Here is a 22525-nt window from a genome sequence, read left to right as displayed (position 1 = left end):
AACGCCAGCTGGAGATTGCTGGCGTTGTTTTGTGAGAGATCTTACTTAGCCTTTCGACAGAAGCTGTTTAGGCTCGCATCGACTTTTCGCCGCGGCACAAACCAACGACCCCAGAGCGAGAGACTTCAATCACTTTGGTGACTTCACCGATAGCACTGATAAAGGCGTCAAGTTTTTCTGTGGTGCCGGTCATCTGTATGGTGTAAAGCTCGGCGGTGACATCGACTATCTGACCCCGAAAAATATCGGCAGTGCGCTTCACCTCGGCGCGTCCAGCGCCTTTGGCTTTAACTTTCACTAACGCCAGTTCGCGTTCGATATGGCTGGACTCGGTGATATTAGCGACCTTTAAGATGTCGATAAGTTTATGCAGCTGCTTTTCTATCTGTTCTAACACCGCGGCGTCGGCCACCACTGTGATGTTTAAACGCGATAGGGTCACATCATCAGTCGGTGCAACGGTTAAACTCTCAATATTGTAGCCACGCTGGGAGAACAAGCCGACTACACGAGATAATGCGCCGGGTTGGTTTTCAAGTAACACAGAAATAATACGACGCATTAGCTTTTCTCCGTTTTGCTTAACCACATTTCATTCATCGCCCCGCCGCGAATAAGCATAGGGTAAACATGCTCAGTTTCATCGACACTAATATCAACGAAGACCAGTTTATCTTTCATCGCCAGTGCCTTTTCTAGGCCAGCCTCTAACTCTGCAGGATCGCTAATGGTCATGCCCACATGACCGTAGGCTTCGGCAATTTTGGCAAAATTGGGTACCGAATCCATATAGGAGTGAGAGTGACGTCCTGAGTAGATCATATCTTGCCATTGCTTAACCATGCCAAGAAAACGATTGTTTAAGTTGATAATTTTAACTGGCGTATCGTATTGCAAGGCGGTGGATAGCTCTTGAATGTTCATCTGTATCGACCCATCGCCTGTCACGCAGATCACTGTCTCATCTGGCATTGCCATTTTTACGCCCATCGCCGCCGGCAAACCAAATCCCATGGTGCCTAAGCCGCCAGAGTTTATCCAACGACGGGGTTTATTAAAGGGATAATAAAGCGCAGCAAACATCTGATGTTGACCTACATCAGAGGTTACATAGGCATCGCCATTGGTTAACTTATGCAGAGTTTCAATCACTTGTTGAGGCTTAATTCGGCCACTGGTTTTGTCATACGCTAAGCTGTCCCGTGAGCGCCATTGATTGATTTGGCTCCACCACTGGTCAATCGCTGTTTTATCGTTATCAAGCTGACTGTCTTCTGCCAGGCGCGCTAGCATATTATCCAGTACACTGTCTGCCGAGCCGACGATGGGGATGTCCACATGTACTGTCTTAGAAATCGAGGACGGATCGATGTCGATGTGTAAAATCGTGGCATTTGGGCAATATTTTTCAACGGCGTTAGTGGTGCGATCATCAAATCGTACCCCAATGCCAAAGATTAAATCTGAGTGGTGCATGGTCATATTCGCTTCGTAGCAGCCATGCATACCGAGCATGCCGACGCTGTTATCGTGGGTGCCAGGAAAGGCACCCAGCCCCATTAGCGTGCTCACCACTGGGATCCCCAGTTTTTCAGATAGGGTAAGAATTTGCTGATCGCAGCCAGCGATAACCGCCCCGCCGCCCACATAAAGCACAGGTTTTTTTGCCGAGAGCAGTGCTTGTAAACCGCGACGAATTTGGCCTTTGTGGCCCGAGGTCGTCGGATTGTAGGAGCGCATATTGATCTCTTGCGGATATTGATAGTCATGCAATATCTGTGGGTTCAAGCAATCTTTGGGGATATCGACGACGACGGGGCCTGGACGGCCTGTCGCGGCAATGTAAAAGGCTTTTTTGATGATCTCTGGAATATCTTTAGCATCGGTCACTAAGAAACTGTGCTTTACCACAGGCCGTGAAATACCAATCATGTCGCACTCTTGAAAGGCATCATTACCGATAAGGTTGCTGGGCACTTGTCCTGATAACACTACTAATGGAATAGAGTCCATGTAGGCTGTGGCTATTCCGGTAATCGCATTGGTCGCACCTGGGCCAGAGGTCACCAGCACCACTCCCACATCGCCCGTTGCACGTGCGTAACCATCGGCCATATGCACGGCGGCTTGTTCGTGCCTAACAAGGATATGTTCGATACCAGATTGTTGATGCAAGGCATCATAGATGTCGAGAACAGAGCCACCAGGGTAGCCGAAAATGTGTTTAACGCCTTCGTCGATAAGTGAACGGACGATCATGCTGGCGCCGGATAACTTCTCCATTGTTGATCCCTCAATAGTTACCGCTACGGTATGCAGTATCTTGCAACAGCGACGGTAATCGCTTGAAATGATAAGCTTGAAGGGTACTTCAAACTCGTTAATCACTCGTACATCAATGTGTTAGCCTGTTAGCTTGAGTGACTGCCGTTATCGAGCAGAATTTCATCATATAAAATAGTGCTGTTAAATCAAGCGTTTTATTTAAATATTTTAAGTAGATGAAAATAAATCGGGTGGGTTGTTGCCATTTGGTTGCGGGCGGCGCAGCAGTTAATACTGCCGTTGACCTTAAATAGGAGCAAGGTTTTGGGTCTATGGTTTTTTAGGGGCAAGGTTTGAGATGATGGTTTGGGATCTATGATTTGAGTCTATAGTTTGAGGCCTATGATGCACCAGGCTCATAGGCAGAATCCCCCCAGCTTGAGGGGGATTAAGTTATTCAGCTTGTTCTGGTTCGTTATCGGAAGCCGAGTTTATGTGATGGGCTAAAAACTGGCATAGGCCCACCAATATCACCGCGGCTAACATCAGCGCGGCAAAGGGCACCGCAGTGCCTGTATAAAACAGCGCCAGCAAGGGACCGGCTAATGCGCCGCAACCAAAGCGTAAGGTGCCGATAACTGCAGTTGCCGTGCCTGTTTCTTGCTGAAACTTCATCAGCACTATGGCATCGGCATTAACCGACATTATGCCTAAGCAGCCCATTAACGGGATCAACATGGCGACGGTGTAGTGATAACTTAAATCGGCTAAGTTAACGCTAAGCAGTGCAACTCCAGCGACACTTGCCAGCAGGGTGGCGACTTTGAGCATGCGTCGTGAGCCATATTTCACCACAATTTTGCTATTGACCACATTCGCTAACATCAGTGCGCCGACATTAGTGCTAAATAGCATTGCAAACAGTGACTTATCTAAACCAAATACCTCCATATAGACAAAGGGCGAGGCGGTTAAATAACAGAAAAAAGCAAACGAGGTGAGTACGCCACTGGCCAAATTGAGTTTAACTCCGGGCTTAGTAAACACCACAGCATAGGCGCCAAAGAAGCTTTTTTGACTGCGCTGCGCACTGCGCTCATCACTGGGCATCTTGAGTTTGGTTATGACTAATAGCAACAATAAGAGTGCATAACCGCTCAGCGTAAAAAAGATTAAATGCCAGTCTCCGAGCTCTAAAATAATACTGCCTATCGTGGGGGCGATAAGCGGGGCTAGCATCATGATCAAGCTGACATACGACATCCCTTTAGCAGTATTTTTGCCATATACCTCTTTAATATAACCGGGTACCACAACCGTTGCTGCAGCGCCGATAAAGGCTTGTAAAAAGCGTAAGCTTAAAAACAGCTCGACATTCGTCACAAAGGCTAAGCCAAGACTCACTAACATAAAGCCACTAAGTCCAATAATCACCAATGGCTTGCGACCTACTTTGTCGGCGATTGGGCCGAAGGTGAGCATGCCAAGGGCATAACCCGCCAGATAGAGGCTTAGTGATTGCTGTACTGTGGTAATGCTTGAATTAAAGCTCAATGCAAGGGTTGCCATCGCCGGCAAATACATGTCGATAGCCAGTGGCGTAATCGCAACAATCGCCGCTAGCATGGGGATCAATAGCGTTAAATTTAAATGAGTCACGCAAGCCTTGTCGTGCGATGGTGGGACAGACGCTGTGTTCACTGATACCTCTTGTGATACGAAATTAATTAACATTGCAGCGGATAACGCTTGGTTAAGCGTTATCGAGGAAGATGAATGATTGTACGAGATCGCGCCCCCATTTGGCTAACGGTTTGTGAGCGATATAACCTTATTAACAGGGGACGTCTATGTGAATAATTGTCAGCGAGGGAGCGCGGATGAATGGATGCTTTATTTGGGCTTTTTTATTGCGTCTTACTTTTTAAGAACAAGGGGTCACCTGTAAAAATAACCGCCTCACCACTGTCGAGCCAGGTGGGGTATTTGACCATGATAGCGTTAAACATTTCGCTATTAAGCAGCGTTTGCAACCAAGTTTGCACCTTGGGGTAGGGCGCTTGCTGCCACCAAGGCAAGTCGACATGGGCAAATTGACGAATAAACGGAAAAATAGCGATGTCAGCGAGGCTCAACCGTTCGCCAAGTAAATAGGGACCGATTTGCAGTTGCTGCTCGAGCCTGGCAATAAAATGCTCCCCTTGCTCTCGATAATCCTCTGCTTGTTGCTCTGGGTGACGATCGGCGTATTTGTATTTATCTAAGTAAGGCTTAAAGTCATGATCGTTTTGCTGGATAAGCGCTTCAGTTAACGCCTGTTGTGTTGGTTGGTCCAAGCGGCGTAAATCTAAAGGATCGTTATGCTGTAATGCCCAATTGATAATATCGAGACTTTCATCGATAACAGTGCCATCTTGCAGGATTAACACGGGTACAGTGCCTTTCGGGCTGGCTTCAAGCATGGCCTGAGGTTTATGTTTTAAGATGATTTCACGTAACTCGACCGTGCGTTGTGCAAGCCATAATCCGAGTCTAGCGCGCATAGCGTAAGGGCATCGACGAAATGAATATAAGGTGACGCGGGGCATAACTCTCTCCTTTCTTAAGTGACTATTTTCACTGTTTTGAGCCAGATCGCAAATAAAATCCCAATTGTTTATGGCTGAGGTTGTCATTGCGTGTCGGCCCTGGCTATAGACCAATAGGGGCGAGGCGTTTATAACGGTGGAATACTTTTGGGGTAAGGTGAGGGCGTGCACTTTGTCGTTAACCTGCGGATTTGATCTGGTTGTTTGCAATAACCTTACTCTTTGTGCCTGTTTATTCGAGTGTGATTTAGGTAGAATCACGCTCCAATTTTGCGCCTGAAATCACATTTTTAGGCGGTTTACATGCACTGGGGATTACGCCTCAGCCAGCATATAGAGGAAAGTATGTCTCAAGTCGTTGTTTGTGCGCTATATAAATTTGTATCTCTGCCTCATTTTGCCGAAGTTCAACAGCCGTTATTGGCTCAAATGGAATCAGTGGGCATCAAAGGCACCTTGTTATTAGCCAGCGAAGGCATCAACGGAACCGTTGCCGGTACACAAGCGGCTATCGATTCACTCTTGGCGTGGTTAGAGCAGCAGCCAGGGCTCGACCATATTGTCTACAAGTTATCATTTGATGCTGAAATGCCTTTTTATCGAACCAAAGTGAAGCTTAAAAAAGAGATTGTCACTATGGGCGTTGAGGGGATCGATCCGCGTAAAGTGGTCGGTACCTATGTTAAGCCAAAAGATTGGAACCAACTGATTTCAGATCCGGATGTCCTCCTTATCGACACCCGTAATGACTACGAAGTAAGCATTGGTACGTTTAAGCATGCGGTTGACCCAAAGACACAAACCTTTAGAGAGTTTCCTGATTATGTGAAGGAAAATCTTGATCCGACTAAACATAAAAAAGTCGCCATGTTCTGCACTGGCGGTATTCGCTGTGAAAAGTCGACCGCTTACTTAAAAGAGCAGGGATTTGATGAGGTCTACCACCTTGAAGGCGGCGTGCTGAAATACTTAGAAGAGGTACAGCCTGAAGAAAGCCTATGGCAGGGTGAATGTTTTGTCTTCGACAACCGTGTGTCAGTCAATCATCGACTCGAAAAGGGTGAATACGATCAATGTAATGCCTGTCGCTTACCGATCACCGAGGCTGATAAAGCCAGTGAGCATTATGTCAAAGGGATCAGCTGCCCACATTGTGTCGATAAAGTAACGGACAAACAGCGTGAGCGTTTTGCGGAGCGCGAGCGCCAAGTTCAGTTGGCTAATGCTCGCGGTGAGTCTCATATTGGTAGTGACGTTAACTCTGTGATTGAGCAGCGCCGTTTACATAAATTGGCCTTGAAGCAGGGCCAACAGGATGAACGCCAAGGCGATAAAGGCTGATCTCTCTAGCTTTGCCCGCTGTGAATAGGCCGTGGTATTAGCGAACGGTATAAAACTGTGCTTATTTAGATTTTTTTGTAATGAGCATTGGCGTTTTGTCTACAGTGGCTATACTGAATTTACTGCTACAGATAAGTTGCATCGGGCGACAACTCTGTATCTCCAGCAGGGTTAATAGTGGTTTATGGGTTGGTGTTGATAGGCTGCCACTATTAGCGTTTTTAGTAAGAAACTAAGGCGGGTATTGTATTAAGCAATGCTCGCTTTTTCTTTGTATGGCAACATAAACGTGAGCCATCACCTTGTTTCAGTGTACCTACCGTTCCCATTAGCGATTGTGTATTAAGTCTGCTCTTACATCAAATTACTGCTTACCATTTAATTGAATAGGCAGCTCACACCGTTTAAGTTCAATAACACTTACTGTTGGCTAACTAGACGAAGCCGCGTGTTTTATTTGCTAGTGACTCTTATGATGACTACATTTTTTTTGCTGCACCTATTTACTTAGCCTGCTAAGTAAATACAATGCTTAGCAGGCTAAGTAATATTCCTGATGATTTAATCCATTCTTTGGCCTATCGGTATCAACAAGCGTTGCATATGAAGTTAACAGGTGGCTGCAAAGGTACAAGCTATCTGCGTTAGTTATTAGGCTCGACATAACATTGGTGCCAGACTAAATACTGCTAGGCAACATAATAGAGGTAGTGGATGAGTTGTTATCCGCTAATACAAGGATGAGTACTATGAATAAGACAAAGAGCAAGCAGTTAAACCATACCCAGTCAACGACCGAGCATTCTCAATTGTCGTTAGGTGAGCATTTAGGCCGATTACATCGGTTGTGGCGCATGGTTGCAGACGCCGAATTGGCACCACTTGGCTTAACACATTCACGCTGGACTGCGTTGTGGAAGCTATATCGTCTTGGGCAAGATATAAGCCAAAAGCACCTTGCGGAGGCATTAGAAATCGAGTTGGCCTCACTGATGCGAACGTTGGGCCAGTTAGAGCTGCAGGGCTTGGTGATGCGTCATTGCTGTGAGCACGACAAACGTGTCAGACGTGTAGCCTTGACTGAGGCGGGACTAGCAGTATTACATCAAATGGAAGCTAAAATCATTCGGGTACGCGCCGAGTTGCTAGCTGGGATCAGCCCAGAAATGCAAGCACAGTTTGAACACACACTTAATCAAATTAGTCATAATGCGGCGGCAAAGTTACAGGCTACCGCATCTAAAGCTCAGGAGTAGTATAAAGTATATGACGCCAGATCAACAATTTACGCGGTTAGTCAAATTTGCCATGGTGGGCTTTTTGCTCCTTTTTAGTTATTTTTTAGTCGCCGATATCAACATGCCGCTAACGACTCAGGCCATGGCAACCCGCACGATCACACAAGTGGCGCCGCAGATCAGCGGTAGAGTGGTGCAGGTCTATGTGAAAAATAATCAACAAGTGACTCAAGGCGAGCCGCTGTTTAAGCTCGATCCTAGCGAGTATCAACTCGCACTAGAGCAGGCCGAATTAGCCCTTGAACAAGCAAAGCAAGATAACGCAGAACTTGATGCCGCCATGGCGGTGGCAGAGGCTGACGTGGCAGCCAGTGATATTAATTTTGCCTTAAAGCAGCGAGAAGCTAGGCGCATACAATCGCTTTATTCCCAGCACAGCGTGTCGCAACAGATGGTAGATCAAGCACGTACCCAAGTGAAATCTAGCTTATCTCAGCTTCATGCCGCTAAGGCACAATTAGCTAAGATCAGCACGCTTCGTGGTGCTTCGGGTGACAACAACCTTAAGTTACGCCAAGCACACAATAACCTCAAAAAAGCACGTTTAGCTTTGAGTTATACCCAAATACATGCCGATCATGATGGGGTTGTTACCAATGTGCAGCTCGCGTCTGGCTATATGGTGAGTCATGGCTCACCTGTGATGGCCTTGGTGCTTGATGATGTCGATGTTATAGCCGATTTTCGAGAGAAAAGCCTGCGTCATGTCAGTCGCGATGCCAACGCATGGGTGGCGTTTGATGGTCGTCCAGGCCAGATCTATCACGCTAAGGTCAGTAGCGTTGATGCGGGTGTCAGTGCAGCGCAATTTGCCGCCGATGGTCGCTTGGCGACACCAGAAGAATCTAATCGCTGGGTACGTGATGCGCAGCGTTTTAGATTGCATCTTGAACTCGATCAACCCTTGATGACTCGTTTACCCGCCGGGGCTAAGGCCACAGTACAGTTACAACCTGATAATTGGCTGTTTAGCCAGTTAGCAAAGCTACAAATCAAGTTTATTAGCTTGCTGCATTTCATTTACTGAGACGGCTATGCAATTAATACGTCACCACCCAATGAGCCACAATGATTTGAGGCAATGTCTGCGTATTGCCACTGGTGGAACATTGGGTTTTTTGATCAGTAAACTGATGGGATTTAATTACGCCGTCTTTTTTACTGTGACTCCCATGTTATTGCTTGGACTCGTACCCGTTATCTCGGCTGCTGTCACGAGACAAGTTCTTGCCTCATCGGTACTGTCGATTGTTGAAGTGGGTCTGTTAGCTGGCTTTTTTGGGGGACAGCCGATTGTGATGAGCTTAATCGCATTCGTGCTGTTTCTGTATCGTTTTGCGTGCATGTCAAAAGGCAGTTTATTTCTATTTGGTGCCAACGGTGTGATCAGTTTAAGTATCATGCTGCACTTTGCCAGTTACCCGGCTACTAATGTAAACGATCTGATATTTTGTAATTTTTGGGGGCATATTAGCTCGATCTGTATCGCTTTTTTAATGATGGCTCTCTTCCCAGATGTAACGCCGCGAACGGCGCACTCTGGGGAGAGCAAAGCGCCTCACCGCATGCGGCATGAAGCCTTACTTGGGGCATCTGTCGCGACGATCTCCTTTTGTGCCTTTCAGGTATTAGATCTACAAGACTCATTATCGGCCCAGGTAACGACTTTAATTTTGCTGTTTCCTATGCATTGGAATGGCGCGCTCGACTATGCTCGGCGGCGTGCTCTGGGTACCATTTTAGGGGTAAGTTGTGGTTTAATCATCCAGCTGTTGCTGTATAACTGGTCGCACGAACTCTTGTTGTTATTGCCCCTGTTTTGGCTATTCACTTTGCTGTTTAGTCAGGCGCATATTACTGAGGCGATGGGGTCGGGTGTAGGCTTTGCTGGATTGACCACGTTTGGGATTTTATATGGGCAGAATTTAACCCCTAATAATGACCTTATCTTTAGCGGTCTTTACCGTACTAGCAGTATTTTAGTGGCTATCATCGCGACGCTGATTGCTTGCTATCTTGTGCATAGAATATTAAATCGCTTCGAAGCCACTCGCTTTGGTCATTAATACCGGTGTGAATTCTGCACTCTCGTGTATTTAGGCTTAGGCGGTGTTTGCACCGCCTTTATCGGACTCAGGTTAACTCTTTAGAGAACGTTCAGCCTGATCATTATCATGCGCAAAATCGTCATCGGCCGTGCTACTTGTATCGCGATTGTCACTCGCCGTGGTTTCACTTGCAGCTATTGGTAAGTCGTTAGGCAGGGTTTTATTCATCACACCATTGAGTAATTCCATCGGCAGAGGGAATAAAATCGTTGAATTTTTCTCGCCAGCGATCTCCGTTAATGTTTGCAGGTAGCGCAGTAAAATGGCATTAGGCTCTTTAGCCAGAGTTTGCGCGGCGGTGACCAGTTTGGCCGAGGCTTCCATCTCACCCGAGGCATGGATCACCTTGGCTCGACGAGTTCGCTCAGCTTCCGCTTGCCTTGCAATAGCCCTTACCATGGTTTCATTCAGATCCACATGTTTAATCTCGACATTCGATACCTTAATGCCCCAACCGTCGGTGCGACTATCTAATATGGCTTGAATGTCGGTATTGAGCATCTCTCTGTTGGCGAGCATCTCATCCAGTTCATGCTGCCCTAGTACCGAACGCAGAGTGGTTTGTGCTAGCTGCGAGGTGGCTTGTAAGTAGTCCTCTACATTAATAATCGCCTTTTGAGCATCGATCACTCTAAAGTAGATGACCGCATTGACCTTAACAGATACATTATCGCGGCTGATCACATCCTGGGTGGGCACGTCCATCACCACGGTACGCAGATCCACCCGTACCATTTGTTGGATCAACGGAATGACGATAATCAGTCCTGGCCCCTTTACTTGGTAAAAACGTCCCAGCATAAAGATCACGCCACGCTCATATTCTCGTAAGATTTTGAATGCACTAAACAATAACGCCAGTAGCAAAAATCCTAGCGCGATAAAAAACACCGAGGGGTTATAACTAATTGCGTCCATTGACTATCTCCTTAGAGGACTGGGCTGGAGTCGGGGTGACTGTTAGGGTTAGGTGGTCTCGAGCAACCACCAAAACCCGTTGATCCGTATGGGTCGGTTTATCGCTCACCGCGGCCCAATGTTCGCCATCAAGGCTGACAAATCCTTTTTCAATAAATCCTTCTACCACTATTGCTTGTGCACCGACAATGGCATCATCACCACTCACGGTTTTATGTTGGCGTTGCCGCCACAGGGTGGTTAATACCCACAGCGAAAAAAGCAGCGCTGTGACGGTGACTGCGCCAATGAGCGGTAGCGAAATTGCAAAATGCTCTACATCACTGTCGATAAGGAAGATAGAGCCTAGGGCAAATGCGATCGCACCGCCAACACCAAAAATGCCAAAGCTTGGCACCATAGATTCGGCAATCAACAGGGTGATACCTAATAGCATTAAGCCTAGTCCGACATAATTGATCGGCAGTAGCTGAAAAGCATATAACGCGATAAGCAGTGAAATTGCGCCAGTCACTCCTGCAACCCCGACACCTGGGCTATAAAACTCGAGCAATAAGCCGTAAATACCAATTAACATTAAAATGTAGGCGATATTGGGGTCGGTAATGGTGGCAATAAAGTGATTACGCCAACTGCGTTGATGCTCAACTAGCTGAGTATTGCTTAATTTTAATGTGATTCGCTGCTCTCCCATATCGACTTGGGTGCCATTGAGTTGAGTCAGAAGATTGGGCGCGTCATCAGCGATAAAGTTGATCACGTTTTGATCTAAAGCTTCTTTAGCCGTAAGGGTGGCAGCCTCGGTCACTGCGCGCTCAGCAAAGTCGATGTTGCGATTGCGCAGGGTCGCTAAGGCGCGAATGCTTGCAATGGCATCATTTAACACCTTACGTTCCATTGCACTGCTGTTATCTGTAGTGGTTTGTTTATCATTATTATCGCCGCCATTTTGGTCACCTTGATCGCCGGGGCTAGACTCTTTAGGAGCAGGGTCATTGGGTGAGGGTGTATTAGGGGGAGGTGACATAGGGCCCCCCATTTTAACTGGGGTTGCAGCACCTAAGGTTGTGGCTGGCGCCATTGCCGCAACATGGCAGGCGTACAAAATATAGGTCCCTGCGCTCATGGCTCTGGCACCGGAGGGTGACACTAAACACGCGATAGGAATTGTTGATGCCAAAATGGCTTGGTTGATGGTGCGTAAACTACTGACAAGGCCACCGGGCGTATCCATAGTAATCATCACAAGTGGCGGCCGCTGCGATAAAGGAAGCTGATTTGCTTGAGTGATCTCGCTGACTAAGTATTCGCTGACAGCAGGGCCAATGGCCCCTTCAAAGCGTAATAATGGCACACTCTGCGGGGGGCCTGCTTGCTGCTGACTAAGTTGCTGATCAGCAGGTTGCTCAGTTGGCGTAATGGGGCTTTTGGTCTGCGCCATAGCCATACTTGAAACACTCATCATCACACTCAGTAAAAGCAGTACGAACACCCCTTGGATAATCGTGATTATCTTATTGGCCTGAAGGGGCGTAATCCATCGCCAATTTAGCCGTGTAGGGGGGAGTCGCCCACGCTTGTGTTTCCATCTTGCTGATTTTAGTCGTGCAGTCATAACGGCATCCTAATTTTAGCTAATCTTAAGTTTAGTCTATTTGGTCTTTTAGGGGGCGGCGTAATATTGAGGGGCGTAATGAACAAGGCCGTTAATAAACAGTGTTGGTACTTGTATGAGTCTGGCTAGTGCAGGCTATTTCAGAATTAACGACAAGATTAATTGGTGGTGCTAGTTGTCTTTTAGTGCGAGTGTGCTATTTTGCACGGCTTTTTACTCGTTGGAGCCTTAAGCATGTTTGTTGGATTCGATTACGGTAGCGCCAATTGCGCCGTGGGGATAATGGATCAAGACACTGTGACGTTATTACCCCTGTCAACTGATTCAAATTATCTGGTTTCAACCTTATATGCCCTCGACCGGGACCTTATTTGTGAGGCGGTACTTAAAGCGCTGCCATCTGAGCAGCAAAGCGCTTATGCCACTGTACGTTCAGCACAGTTAAGTCGTGCCCGCCAAGCTCGCCGAGAGTTAGATTTAGATACAGATGAGCAGGCCGTTTTTGTGGGTGAGGCTGCGGTGCAGCATTACCTTGAGATGCCCGAAGAGGGCTTTTATGTCCGTTCACCTAAATCGTTTTTAGGTGCGACAGGGTTACGAGCCGATCAAGTGGCCTTGTTCGAAGATATCGTCACCATGATGATGCTGCATATCAAACAACTCGCCGATGCCAAGCTGGCGAGCCGCGGCCAAAAAGTGACTCACGCGGTGATTGGCCGTCCGGTTAACTTTCAAGGTATTGGCGGCGAAGAGAGTAATGCTCAAGCAGAAGGGATCTTGCGTTTAGCCGCCAGCCGTGCTGGATTTGAGGCCGTGGCCTTTTTGTTTGAGCCGCTAGCGGCAGGCATGGATTTTGAAGCCAGCCTAACCGATGATAAAACGGTGTTGGTGGTTGACGTTGGTGGCGGCACCACAGACTGCTCTGTGGTCAAAATGGGCCCGTCGCATATCGACAAAGCCGATCGCAGTGACGATTTCTTAGGTCATAGTGGTCAGCGGATCGGGGGTAACGATCTTGATATCGCCTTATCGATGAAAGCTTTTATGCAGCACATGGGGCTTGGCAGCCATATGGTTAATGGCCTACCTGTGCCAAGTAAACCGTTTTGGAATGCGGTGGCTGTCAACGATATCAGCGCTCAGCGTGATTTTGCTAGCCTGAGTTCGCGCAATATGATTAAAGAGCTTATTACCGATGCCGAGCGCGCCGACTTGCTACAACGTTTGTTAAAAGTGCAGCAAGATCAGTTAGGTTACCGTATTGTCAGAAGTGCCGAAGCGGCGAAAATTGTCTTGTCAGAGACAAGCGAAACCACAGTGACGCTGGATTACATTTGCCAGCAATTGGATGCTAATGTCGACGAGCGGATGTTTATCGACGCCATTAGTCAACCTGTGGCACAAATTCAGTCCTTGATGGCTGCTGCGTTAGCCGAATCTGGTGTCACGCCCGATATTATCTATGTGACGGGCGGGACAGCCAAAAGCCCGGCCATCTATAACAGTATCGCGGCCATCTATCCTGCAATCGATATTGTCGTTGGCGATCATTTTGGTAGCGTCACGGCAGGATTAACCCGCTGGTCGCAACGTATTTTTAATTAGAGCCTGTGTCACAAGCCTTTAACGGTAAATCTGATTAATTTAGGTATTTACCGTTAAAAGGCATTATTATCCAGTGACTGATATTCAAGTAGGTATTTTAGGTGCGTACTCAAGTGGCTTATATTTGAGTCATTCAGATCCAAGTCGCTCAAGTTAAGCTACTAAAGTTCAAGCAACTCACATTTAAGTCATCCAAGTTCAAATTACTCAGGTTCAAGTCATCCAGGTTTAAGTTACAGGGAAGCTACTATGTCATTTTTTTCATCATTTTTATCGCAAGCGCCAACAGCCCAATCCTATTCATCTAAGGGGTTAACCTCCTTGTTACTTGCTAGCGTGATGTTAATGGCCACAGGTTGCGGCGATGATGTCGGCAAGGTGAGCCTTGGCCTGTTTACCACTAAAGATGTACTTATCGATGCTTTGGACGACCCTAAAGTGCCGGGTGTCACCTGTCATATTAGCCGTATTGAAGCCAACCTAGATTTTGCCGATCCCTCTGATATGGGTATCGCCTGTCGCCAAACTGGGCCAATAACCACCGCGGATATTGCCACCATCGATAAGAGCAAAAATGGCGAAGTAGTGTTTAAGGCTTCACTGAGCATTTTATTTAAAGTGCTTAAGGTGCGCCGTATCTATGATGCTGAAAATCAAACCTTAATTTACCTGTCGTACTCAACTAAAGAAACTAATGGTAGCCATAAACACGCTATCTCAACTGTACCTTTATACGGTACACAAGCCTGGCAAGATCCATTCACCAAGGCTGATCACTCCGTGCGTTAAAAGGGTATCACCCGATTTAACTTGTACACTCTAAGCCCAAGCTGAAGTGACAAGGATAATTTAGCCTTGGGCTTGATTGAATCGCTCAAAAGCGCGGGCTAAATCGTCAATGAGATCATCTGAGTTTTCCAGTCCTATGTGTAACCTGATTAAGGGTTTACTGCTGTCCCAGTGGGTTGCTGTGCGTAGTTTATCGATCCCAAATACGCCCAAGATCAGGCTTTCATACCCCCCCCATGAAAAGCCCATCTTAAAGTGTTCCATATTTTCGACCAGTGCGGTAACCGATTTGAGGTTGCCTTGCTTTAACACAAATGAAAATAAACCATTGGATGCGCTGAAATCGCGTTTGAAAAACTTATGACCTGGACAGCTTACAAATGCGGGATGACGAATATGATCCACCTCGGGTCTGCTAGCTAACCAATTAGCGACTTTAAGCGCATTTTGTTCATGCTGCGCCATACGCACGCCTAAGGTCCGCAGCCCGCGGCTGGCGAGGTACACATCGTCGGCAGAGGTGCACTGACCCATTAAATAACTGTTTTCTCTCAGTTGATCCCAGTGCTCGCTATTTGCCGTGGCCGTGCCCAGCATCACGTCTGAGTGACCAACAATATATTTGGTGGCCGCCTGAATCGAGATATCGACGCCCATCTCAAACGGACGCGAGTTGATAGGCGATGCCCAGGTATTATCTAACATGACCACCATATTATGCTGGTGGGCAATACGGCTGAGGGTGGGCACATCCTGCACTTCCATGGTGATAGAACCGGGGGATTCGAGAAATAACACTTTGGTATTGGGCTGGATAAGCGTGGCTATGTCGGCGCCGATCATGGGGTCGTAATAGGTGGTATCAATGCCGAAGCCTTTGAGCAGCTTGTCGCACAGATCGCGGGTGGGCTCGTAGGCGCTATCGACCATCAAGAGATGATCGCCTGCTTTTAAAAACGATAATAATGCACCTGAGATAGCAGCAGAGCCTGAAGGATATAACGCGGTACCGACGCCGCCTTCTAGTTCGGCGATGGCGGCTTGAAACGCAAAGTGGGTAGGGGTGCCGCGTCGGCCATAAAACATCTCGCCATTGGCGCGGTTTTTGGTGGCAAAGCGCATCTCTTCCATAGTGTCAAAGATCACGGTTGATGCGCGAAATACAGGGGGGTTAATCACCCCTTTAGTCCACTTTTTGTCTCTGCCTAGGCTAACGATTTGCGTCTCTTTTTTCATTGTAGCGACTCCCACCCTTATTTTATTTTTAGCCATCTTAACATCTAAATGGCCAAATGAAAGGGGCGGATGGGCAATGAACACAGATATTTTATACCGCGCTGATCGGCAGTTTGATGCTGATCATCACGCCTTGGTGTTGGCCGCCCAGCTGGATGTTTTTAGCTTCAATGCTGCCCTGATGGAAATCGGTGATCAGCCGCGCTATGTATAACCCTAAGCCTAAGTGGGGTTTATCTTGATTAGGCTGGGGCCGTACCGAGACCATAGATTCAAAAATTTGCTCACTCATATTTTCAGGTAGTGCGGGCCCTTGGTTGTAAACGCTCAGCATGGCAATACGGCCTTTAGCGTGCAGTTTCACCTCAATTGGCGTTGCGGGCAGGCTAAACTCAATGGCGTTAGCGACTAGCTTATCCATCAGCTGGGCAATGTATTCAGGTACGCCCTGCATGTTAAGCGGATCGGGGCAAATATCGACCTCGAACATCTGCTTAGGGTAAGTGATTTGATAACCCTGCATGCAACCCGAAATCACTTTTGCCAGAGGAAAAGTATCCACTTCGGCGTGGGTGAGCGCCTCTTCTAGCCGCGTCGCCTCACTCATGTTGTTGAGGATCATATTAAGGCGGCTGACGCCCTCTTGGGCACGATCGACATATTTTTGATGCTCAGGTGGCAGCGCTTGAGCGTTGAGATGTTCAAGCGATGAGCGCACTACGGCCACAGGGGTGCGCAGTTCATGGGATAATCGTGATGACATGTTTTCAAGGTAATGGGTATATTGGCCTAACCTGCTGACAATACTGGCAAAGCTGCGTGATAAGTCACCAATTTCATCGCGCACTTTTGAGCCCACAATGGCCCGTTTAATTCGGCCTTGGCTGTCGATGGCTTGTTCGGCTTCATCCCTGAGTTTGCGGATACGACTGGAAATGCTCGAGGCGAAAAAGAACAGCGCTAGAGTGCCCATACTCATCACGGTAATGATCACGTTAAACAGTTTTTCGAGTGCCTTGTTGCGCAGGGTGCGAATACCATGCGTGGTTTCTTCTGCAATCACCACACCCATGACGGTATCGTCAATCCAAATCGGGCTGGCAGCAGCCAAGACCACCGCTTTTCCGTCGGGGGTTAAGCGCCACGTTGAGCCAAACTTGCCCGATAAGGCGCGCTTAATATGGCTACCTTCGAGTACAGCTGAGTCTTGCAATGAGTCGACAAAGTCTTTTGCTGGCGTGGTCAGCACGCGATAGTAGAGTGGGTGTAAATATTCTTGTTTAAAATGCTCCCATGCACTTTCATCGCTGCGCTCGGTGGCCGCCTGAGCCCAAACGTTATTGTTACTGTGAATATCACCCGATTTAGCCAAGACTCGCCCATGTTTGTCTACCACCCAAATGCGTGAGCTGTTATGGCTCATACCTTTAATAATACTTTCAATTTCAGGTGACGGAACCAATACAGTCCCCAGTTCATTTACATCGTCAGTGGCCGAGGTGCCGACAATGGCTTCTACCTGTCGGCGGCGTTTATCGTTGACATCGGCGATGGCAAATCCCAATTTACTGCCCACCATGTCCAGCGGGATCCGCAGCTCAATATTATAACCTTGTTCGGTCTTACGCCATTTGCCTTGAATTTTAAGCTCTGGGGTGACAGGGGTTTTTCGCTTAGGGTTCTCAGGCAGTTGGAACGCGCTGATCCAACCATCACGGATGGTGGCGACAATATAACGCTTAAATTTTCCGTCGGGAGCCTGAGTTGCAATGGCTAAGTAGTCATTAGTTTCAATGCTTAAGCTATTGGTGCCGCGGTATACCACATTCGGATCTGTGACTTCAAAAAAGGCATACAGGTAGCCCGCATACTTGCCGACCATGTGGTTAAAGTGGATTGCGGGTGGATGATTATCGTCAAGGTTAAACAGTTGATGCTCTTGGCCGTAATGCAGGCTGCGGTGGCGATAATTACCCCAATCGCTGAGTTTGCCATCGAGCTGGATAGGGCTTGCCAGTGGATAGGCGTACAAGTCTCGTCCTTGCTCCACTCGTGACAAAAAACTGGCCTGTTTGTCGAACAGTTTTGGTCGCTCATGCAGCGCCGTGGCTAATGCTTGGGTCGTGCCTTCGAGGGTTTTTTCTTGCCCGTGGCGTAGGTATTTTTCCATCTCCCACACATATTGATAGCCCAGCCAGGGGAGGCAGAGCAAAAATAGTGACAATATGGCGACTTTGGTGCGCAGCCCAATAGGCAAAGGAAACATAACTAGCCTTGGTTATCCCAGCGGTAACCCATGCCATAGACGGTATCGATACAGTCAAAGGTGTCGTCTTGGGCGATAAACTTTTTGCGGATCCGTTTGACATGCGATGTGATGGTGCTGTCGTCAACATAGATTTTAGCGTCTTGCATCAAGGCTTGGCGGCTGCGCACATGCCCCGGATGTTTGGCTAAGGCATGCACCATCCAAAATTCAGTAACGGTGAGCTCAATGGGTTGATTCTTCCAGTACACCTGAATGCGGTTAACGTCGATAGACAGATGACCATGCTCAATGAGCTGGGCATGTTGCGTGCTGTTTTCTTGTATTTCTGAGCGGCGAAATAGCGCGGCTAAACGCGCGATAAGATGAGGGAAACTCACATCTTTACTCAGGTAATCATCGGCGCCTAAGCGTAAGCCGCAGACAGTATCAAAATCGCTATCACGAGCAGTTAAAAAAATAATCGGCAGCTGGCTAGACATGGCTCGCAGTGATTGACACAGGGTAAAGCCGCCATCTATTTCATTTTCAAGGCCAATATCAATAATCGCTAAGTCGGGCAGACGGGTGGTGAAAGCTTGCATCGCACTGGGGCGATTGGCATAAGCTTGAACGCTGTAACCTTGCTGTTGCAGCACCTCTTTATAGTTTTCACGGATAGCCGCTTCATCTTCCACTATTGCAATACGCTTCATTGCTCTCTCATCGCAGTATGACTATTTAATGGATGGTGACTATACAGCAAATTTTTATTGATAAAAGTGACTTAAGGGAATTGCCATTTTGTTGCCACAATTGGTCGCTGTAATGCCACTTTTGTTCCCTGCCTGCGCCACTTAACTGCGTTTTAATGGACTCATCGACATCATGTCCCCGGTTTTGCTTCACCATCATTTTTGCCGGGACATTACATTAAGGATAACAAGATGAAAAAGCAGATTATTGCCGTACTGATCGCCAGCGCGCTATTGACCTCTTCTTTTGCTTACAGTGCTCAAGATAACAGTAATTTAGAGAGTGGCAATTTAGGTGGCAGTGCTCCAGCAAGTGTTGAAGCCTCCTCAGACACCGAAGCGCTAATTGGCGTCGGCTCAGGTATCGTATTGGGCGCCGTTGTGGGTGGACCTGTCGGGGCGATTATCGGGGCTTTTACTGGCGGCATGATAGGCCAAGCGGTGGCCGATGACAGTGAAATAAAAACCCAGCATGCGTTGCTCACTGAACAAGAGCAACAGATCGCCATGCTCAACCAACAACACCGTGAATTTGAGCAGGTCAGTGAGCAATACAACCATGCGCAGCGTGAGTTAGCTCAATTAAAGCAGCATCAGCAAGCGGGCCTTGAAGAGCTGGCATTAGGCTTAAATGTACAGTTTAAAACCGGTTCATCGGAGATAGAACCTCATTTTCAAAGCCAGCTTAATGATGTGGCGGATCTGATGTCACTGTCGCCAGAATTAACATTAGATTTAACCGGTTACGCTGATCGCCGTGGTGACTCGAGTTATAACCAAGCGCTTTCTGAGCAGCGGGTGGCTGAAGTTCGTTGCTACCTTGTTAAGCAAGGTGTGGATGAGATGCGCCTTGACGCCAAAGCCTATGGTGCCAGTGCACCGGTTAACGATGAGCAGAGTTTTGAAAATGATTTCTTTGACCGCCGCGTGACCATCCAACTGTTAAATGCTGATACTGCTATTGCAGCCAACTAGGCTACAGCGCAAGTTAAAAGGAACACAGACATGGATATCGACTATCTCAGCTCAACCACCCTTTGCCCCCCGAGGGGGGCCTTTTTATCTCAGGGGGCTGCGAGACTCAATCTTGTTGCGCTTTTATTATGGCTTAATCATCACAAATGGCAGCGCTGGTTAGCCCTGACGATGTGCACAACCTTAACCCTTAGCGCCTTATTGCCCCGCAGTGTGTTGGCGCAGCCTGATGATAAAACCTTTTTGGGGAGTCGTCAGCTTATCTATTTATTATCTAGCCTCTCACCCGAGCCATTATCACAGCCGTTAACTAAGTCAGCTAAGGCTTTATTCACCGGGTCTTTGCTCCCCAATGCCTTCGCGTTGAGTGCATTACCGAATGATAAAGTTGCTATGCAGATATCGGGCTGGGCAAACCGAGTGCAAGTGAAGCCGTTTTTTCAAAACGATACCGTCCAGTGGTTTAACGGCATGTATCTATTTTCGTTACCTCACGATGTCGCTATTGACAGTGTGACTCAGCATATTGCTGAGCCGCACTTACAAGGTGAAATATTCCCTGTTGAAATGACTTATCAGCAATTGGTCAGTTACCAAGCGGAGGCGTTTAGTGTGCGTTTTCCGCTGGCAAATACGCCTCGCTACGCCGGTGAGCCCGCTGTGACATCATCCTCGCCTAATGATAATGGAACATATGCTCAGATGAGTAAAACTGTGCGCTGGGCGACGGCTCAAAATACAAAGCTTGCCGATAAGCAAGGCGTCGAAAATGATTATGCCATTGTTATGATGATGCCGCTGCAAGCATCCATCGGGCAATGGCCGCAAGCGGCCAGTGAGCGTCGACTCATCTTAGCCATTAGTGCCATGTTGCTGCTACTACTTGGTGCGTATTGGTTAAGTTATGCCAGCGTAATGCAGCGCATCCTGTTGATATGCTTGCGACGTATGCGTGGGCAAAGGTGCGAGCACGGATAAGCGTTCATCGTCATTGCATTATGTTATTAATCGGTATCGTTCTGATTTTACAAATTGTACTAAGGAGGCTATATGCAGGCGAAAGCACGTTTTGCTCAATTTTTAATCGAACAGGCATGGCGTGAAACCTTAAGCGATGGTAAGTGGCATAAGCCATGGAGCTGGGCCAACACATATCCAGTGGCTAAGCTGCAGTTTGTTTCTGTGCAGGGGCAATTGCAGGGGCAAGCCTTATATGTATTAGCGGGCGCGTCTGGCAGAAACATAGCGTTTAGCCCTGTCTCCCTAATGGGAGTAAATCAACTTAATGGGTGGGGCAATGCTGTGATTGCCGGCAATAGAGATACTCATTTTGCCCATTTAAAAGGGGTCAAAGCTGGGCAGCGACTACGGGTACAAGATAGCGCGGCAAACGTTATTGATTATCAAGTGGTGTCGATTCAAATCGTAGCCGAAACAGATATTCGTCAGCTTAATGGGCAAGATGATGTACAGCTGACTTTAGTGACCAGTTATCCATTTGACAGCTTAGGTGCACAAAGTCGCTGGCGTTTTGTGGTGATAGCTGAGCCAGTGGCGGCAAAACCACAGGTCCAACGAGCCTTAGTTGCGGCTTAAATAATGGTGGTGGTTTAAGTAATGTTTATTGCATGGTGTTAGCGCCGCGGCCAGTTTTATCTTCGTAACGCTGTGCTAGTAGATTAGATAGGCATCACGCGGTTACGCCCGAGGCGTTTAGCGTCGTAAAGATAACTATCGCTACGTTCAATCAGCTGAGCTGGACTATCTTGCTTATGCCATTCACTGACCCCAAAAGAGGCGGTAATACTCTCGATTCGTTGGTCTTTACGGCGATCTTTGACACTGACTTTTTCAAGTGAGCGGCGCATCGCTTCGGCAATGTGTCGTGCCTTACGCTGGTGGCTTTTGGGGACTAAAATGGCGAACTCTTCTCCGCCAAAGCGATATATTTTGCTGCCATCGCGGCAAGCATCACTTAAGCGTTTCGCGACCGCTTTAAGGACGTTGTCGCCCAGTAGATGGCCGTAAGTGTCGTTAAAGCCTTTAAAGTGGTCAATATCGACCAAAATAAGGCAGGTGCCCTCAGGGGCTTGAGTGAGAATGCCAGCCAAATCTTGATCGAATGCTCGGCGATTGAGTACGCCGGTCAGTGCATCATAATAGACATCTTTTTCTGAGCGTTGCAGTTGGCCGCGCAGAGCATCTATCTCTTGTTGTGCCTGCTGTAATTTGGCAGTAAAAAATTCGGTACTGGTGCGTATATCGTCAGACTCTTTTACCAAATTACGTACGAGTCCAAGCACTTTCTCTAGGCTGACCCCTTCCTCTTCAATACGATTAAGTTGCTCGAAGTTTTGAACTATCCGCTTTTGGAAGCCTTTGGCATCATGCTTGGTATCTTTAAGCGATTGTGATAACTCCAGTGTCATGGCCTCTAGATTTTGTCGCATCTCCAGCACATCGATTTCAACCGGATCAGACAGGTGTTCACGGTACAGCAATTGGGCATTGACAGGTGGGCAGGTTTGATACTGGGCTACGAGGTTATCCATTTTTTCAACCAATACCGGATCTTGTTCACCCACATAGGCATACCACAATGCGTAATTAGTCGGAGTGGTGGGGATCTGATGCTTTAGCATCAGAGGTACTGCTTTTTTGAGGTTGATGGCAGCGGTGCGCAGCAGATCGTTGGACATGGTGATAGATTCCTCACAGTATTGCTCATCAATATGGCAACTCAGTCGTTGCTCAACATTGTTTTACTTAATATGGGTTGGCATAGTC

At 47.6% G+C, this 22525-nt stretch carries 19 protein-coding genes; 9 read left to right on the top strand and 10 right to left on the bottom strand.

The features are described from left to right. Positions 1 to 67 precede the first annotated feature (67 nt). The 4 genes from ilvN to AC5YBX_RS10230 all read right to left on the bottom strand — a co-directional run bounded on the left by ilvN (position 68) and on the right by AC5YBX_RS10230 (position 4853). A complete protein-coding gene (gene ilvN, locus AC5YBX_RS10245; protein WP_475514157.1) occupies positions 68 to 562 on the bottom strand; it encodes an acetolactate synthase small subunit in 495 nt (164 codons plus the stop codon). Further along, positions 562 to 2283 carry an acetolactate synthase 3 large subunit gene (locus tag AC5YBX_RS10240; protein WP_494523613.1) on the bottom strand — a complete coding sequence of 574 codons (1722 nt, stop codon included), beginning with the start codon at positions 2281 to 2283 and terminating at the stop codon, positions 562 to 564. Before AC5YBX_RS10240 ends, ilvN begins: the two co-directional genes overlap by 1 nt. Positions 2284 to 2718: 435 nt before the next feature. Then, positions 2719 to 3966, bottom strand: a complete 1248-nt coding sequence (locus AC5YBX_RS10235; protein ID WP_494523612.1) for a multidrug effflux MFS transporter — start codon at positions 3964 to 3966, stop codon at positions 2719 to 2721. A 206-nt stretch (positions 3967 to 4172) separates the two neighbouring features. Then, a complete protein-coding gene (locus AC5YBX_RS10230) occupies positions 4173 to 4853 on the bottom strand; it encodes a glutathione S-transferase (protein WP_494523611.1) in 681 nt (226 codons plus the stop codon). 345 nt (positions 4854 to 5198) lie between these two features. Here AC5YBX_RS10230 and trhO point away from each other — a divergent pair, with 345 nt between their 5' ends. From trhO to AC5YBX_RS10210, 4 genes are all read left to right on the top strand, one after another. Further along, positions 5199 to 6194, top strand: coding sequence for an oxygen-dependent tRNA uridine(34) hydroxylase TrhO (trhO, locus tag AC5YBX_RS10225; RefSeq protein ID WP_494523610.1), 996 nt, complete (start codon positions 5199 to 5201; stop codon positions 6192 to 6194). Between the two features lie 749 nt (positions 6195 to 6943). Further along, positions 6944 to 7450 (top strand): transcriptional regulator SlyA, encoded by a 507-nt coding sequence (slyA, locus tag AC5YBX_RS10220; RefSeq protein ID WP_494523609.1) that lies wholly within the window; start codon positions 6944 to 6946, stop codon positions 7448 to 7450. 10 nt (positions 7451 to 7460) lie between these two features. After that, positions 7461 to 8519: an HlyD family secretion protein gene (locus AC5YBX_RS10215; protein ID WP_494523608.1), complete on the top strand. Its 1059-nt coding sequence runs from the start codon at positions 7461 to 7463 to the stop codon at positions 8517 to 8519. Positions 8520 to 8526: 7 nt separating this feature from the next. After that, positions 8527 to 9558 (top strand): DUF2955 domain-containing protein, encoded by a 1032-nt coding sequence (locus AC5YBX_RS10210; RefSeq protein WP_494518944.1) that lies wholly within the window; start codon positions 8527 to 8529, stop codon positions 9556 to 9558. Positions 9559 to 9630: 72 nt separating this feature from the next. On the opposite strand, the gene AC5YBX_RS10205 is transcribed toward AC5YBX_RS10210, so the two are convergent. Together AC5YBX_RS10205 and AC5YBX_RS10200 are read right to left on the bottom strand one after the other, a co-directional pair. After that, positions 9631 to 10518 carry a slipin family protein gene (locus AC5YBX_RS10205; RefSeq protein ID WP_494523607.1) on the bottom strand — a complete coding sequence of 296 codons (888 nt, stop codon included), beginning with the start codon at positions 10516 to 10518 and terminating at the stop codon, positions 9631 to 9633. After that, a complete protein-coding gene (locus AC5YBX_RS10200) occupies positions 10505 to 11959 on the bottom strand; it encodes an NfeD family protein (RefSeq protein WP_494518946.1) in 1455 nt (484 codons plus the stop codon). Before AC5YBX_RS10200 ends, AC5YBX_RS10205 begins: the two co-directional genes overlap by 14 nt. A gap of 408 nt (positions 11960 to 12367) precedes the next feature. Between AC5YBX_RS10200 and yegD the strand changes: the two genes are divergently transcribed. Both yegD and AC5YBX_RS10190 read left to right on the top strand, forming a co-directional pair. After that, entirely contained in the window at positions 12368 to 13738 is a 1371-nt protein-coding gene (yegD, locus tag AC5YBX_RS10195) for a molecular chaperone (RefSeq protein WP_494523606.1), read from the top strand. A 339-nt stretch (positions 13739 to 14077) separates the two neighbouring features. Then, on the top strand, positions 14078 to 14527 hold the full coding sequence (locus AC5YBX_RS10190) for a CreA family protein (RefSeq protein WP_494521615.1): 450 nt from the start codon (positions 14078 to 14080) through the stop codon (positions 14525 to 14527). A gap of 60 nt (positions 14528 to 14587) precedes the next feature. On the opposite strand, the gene AC5YBX_RS10185 is transcribed toward AC5YBX_RS10190, so the two are convergent. The 3 genes from AC5YBX_RS10185 to pdsR all read right to left on the bottom strand — a co-directional run bounded on the left by AC5YBX_RS10185 (position 14588) and on the right by pdsR (position 18724). Continuing rightward, positions 14588 to 15763 carry a cystathionine beta-lyase gene (locus AC5YBX_RS10185; RefSeq protein WP_494523605.1) on the bottom strand — a complete coding sequence of 392 codons (1176 nt, stop codon included), beginning with the start codon at positions 15761 to 15763 and terminating at the stop codon, positions 14588 to 14590. Positions 15764 to 15854: 91 nt separating this feature from the next. Beyond that, positions 15855 to 18029 (bottom strand): proteobacterial dedicated sortase system histidine kinase, encoded by a 2175-nt coding sequence (gene pdsS / locus AC5YBX_RS10180; protein ID WP_494523604.1) that lies wholly within the window; start codon positions 18027 to 18029, stop codon positions 15855 to 15857. A gap of 2 nt (positions 18030 to 18031) precedes the next feature. Further along, a complete protein-coding gene (gene pdsR, locus AC5YBX_RS10175) occupies positions 18032 to 18724 on the bottom strand; it encodes a proteobacterial dedicated sortase system response regulator (RefSeq protein WP_494518950.1) in 693 nt (230 codons plus the stop codon). Positions 18725 to 18955: 231 nt separating this feature from the next. On the opposite strand from pdsR, the gene pdsO reads away from it, so the two are divergent. The 3 genes from pdsO (at position 18956) to AC5YBX_RS10160 (ending at position 21334) form a co-directional block, all read left to right on the top strand. Beyond that, a complete protein-coding gene (pdsO, locus tag AC5YBX_RS10170; protein ID WP_494523603.1) occupies positions 18956 to 19738 on the top strand; it encodes a sortase-associated OmpA-like protein PdsO in 783 nt (260 codons plus the stop codon). A gap of 30 nt (positions 19739 to 19768) precedes the next feature. Then, positions 19769 to 20716, top strand: coding sequence for a hypothetical protein (locus AC5YBX_RS10165; protein ID WP_494523602.1), 948 nt, complete (start codon positions 19769 to 19771; stop codon positions 20714 to 20716). 72 nt (positions 20717 to 20788) lie between these two features. Next, positions 20789 to 21334 carry a class GN sortase gene (locus AC5YBX_RS10160; protein ID WP_494523601.1) on the top strand — a complete coding sequence of 182 codons (546 nt, stop codon included), beginning with the start codon at positions 20789 to 20791 and terminating at the stop codon, positions 21332 to 21334. An 83-nt stretch (positions 21335 to 21417) separates the two neighbouring features. Here AC5YBX_RS10160 and AC5YBX_RS10155 read toward each other — a convergent pair whose 3' ends face one another. Beyond that, positions 21418 to 22437, bottom strand: coding sequence for a GGDEF domain-containing protein (locus AC5YBX_RS10155; protein WP_494523600.1), 1020 nt, complete (start codon positions 22435 to 22437; stop codon positions 21418 to 21420). Positions 22438 to 22525 lie beyond the last annotated feature (88 nt).

The organism is Shewanella sp. 492 (assembly GCF_059338445.1).
The sequence above is the reverse complement of the archived record's forward strand: the minus strand, read 5'-3'. Positions and strand labels throughout refer to the sequence as shown.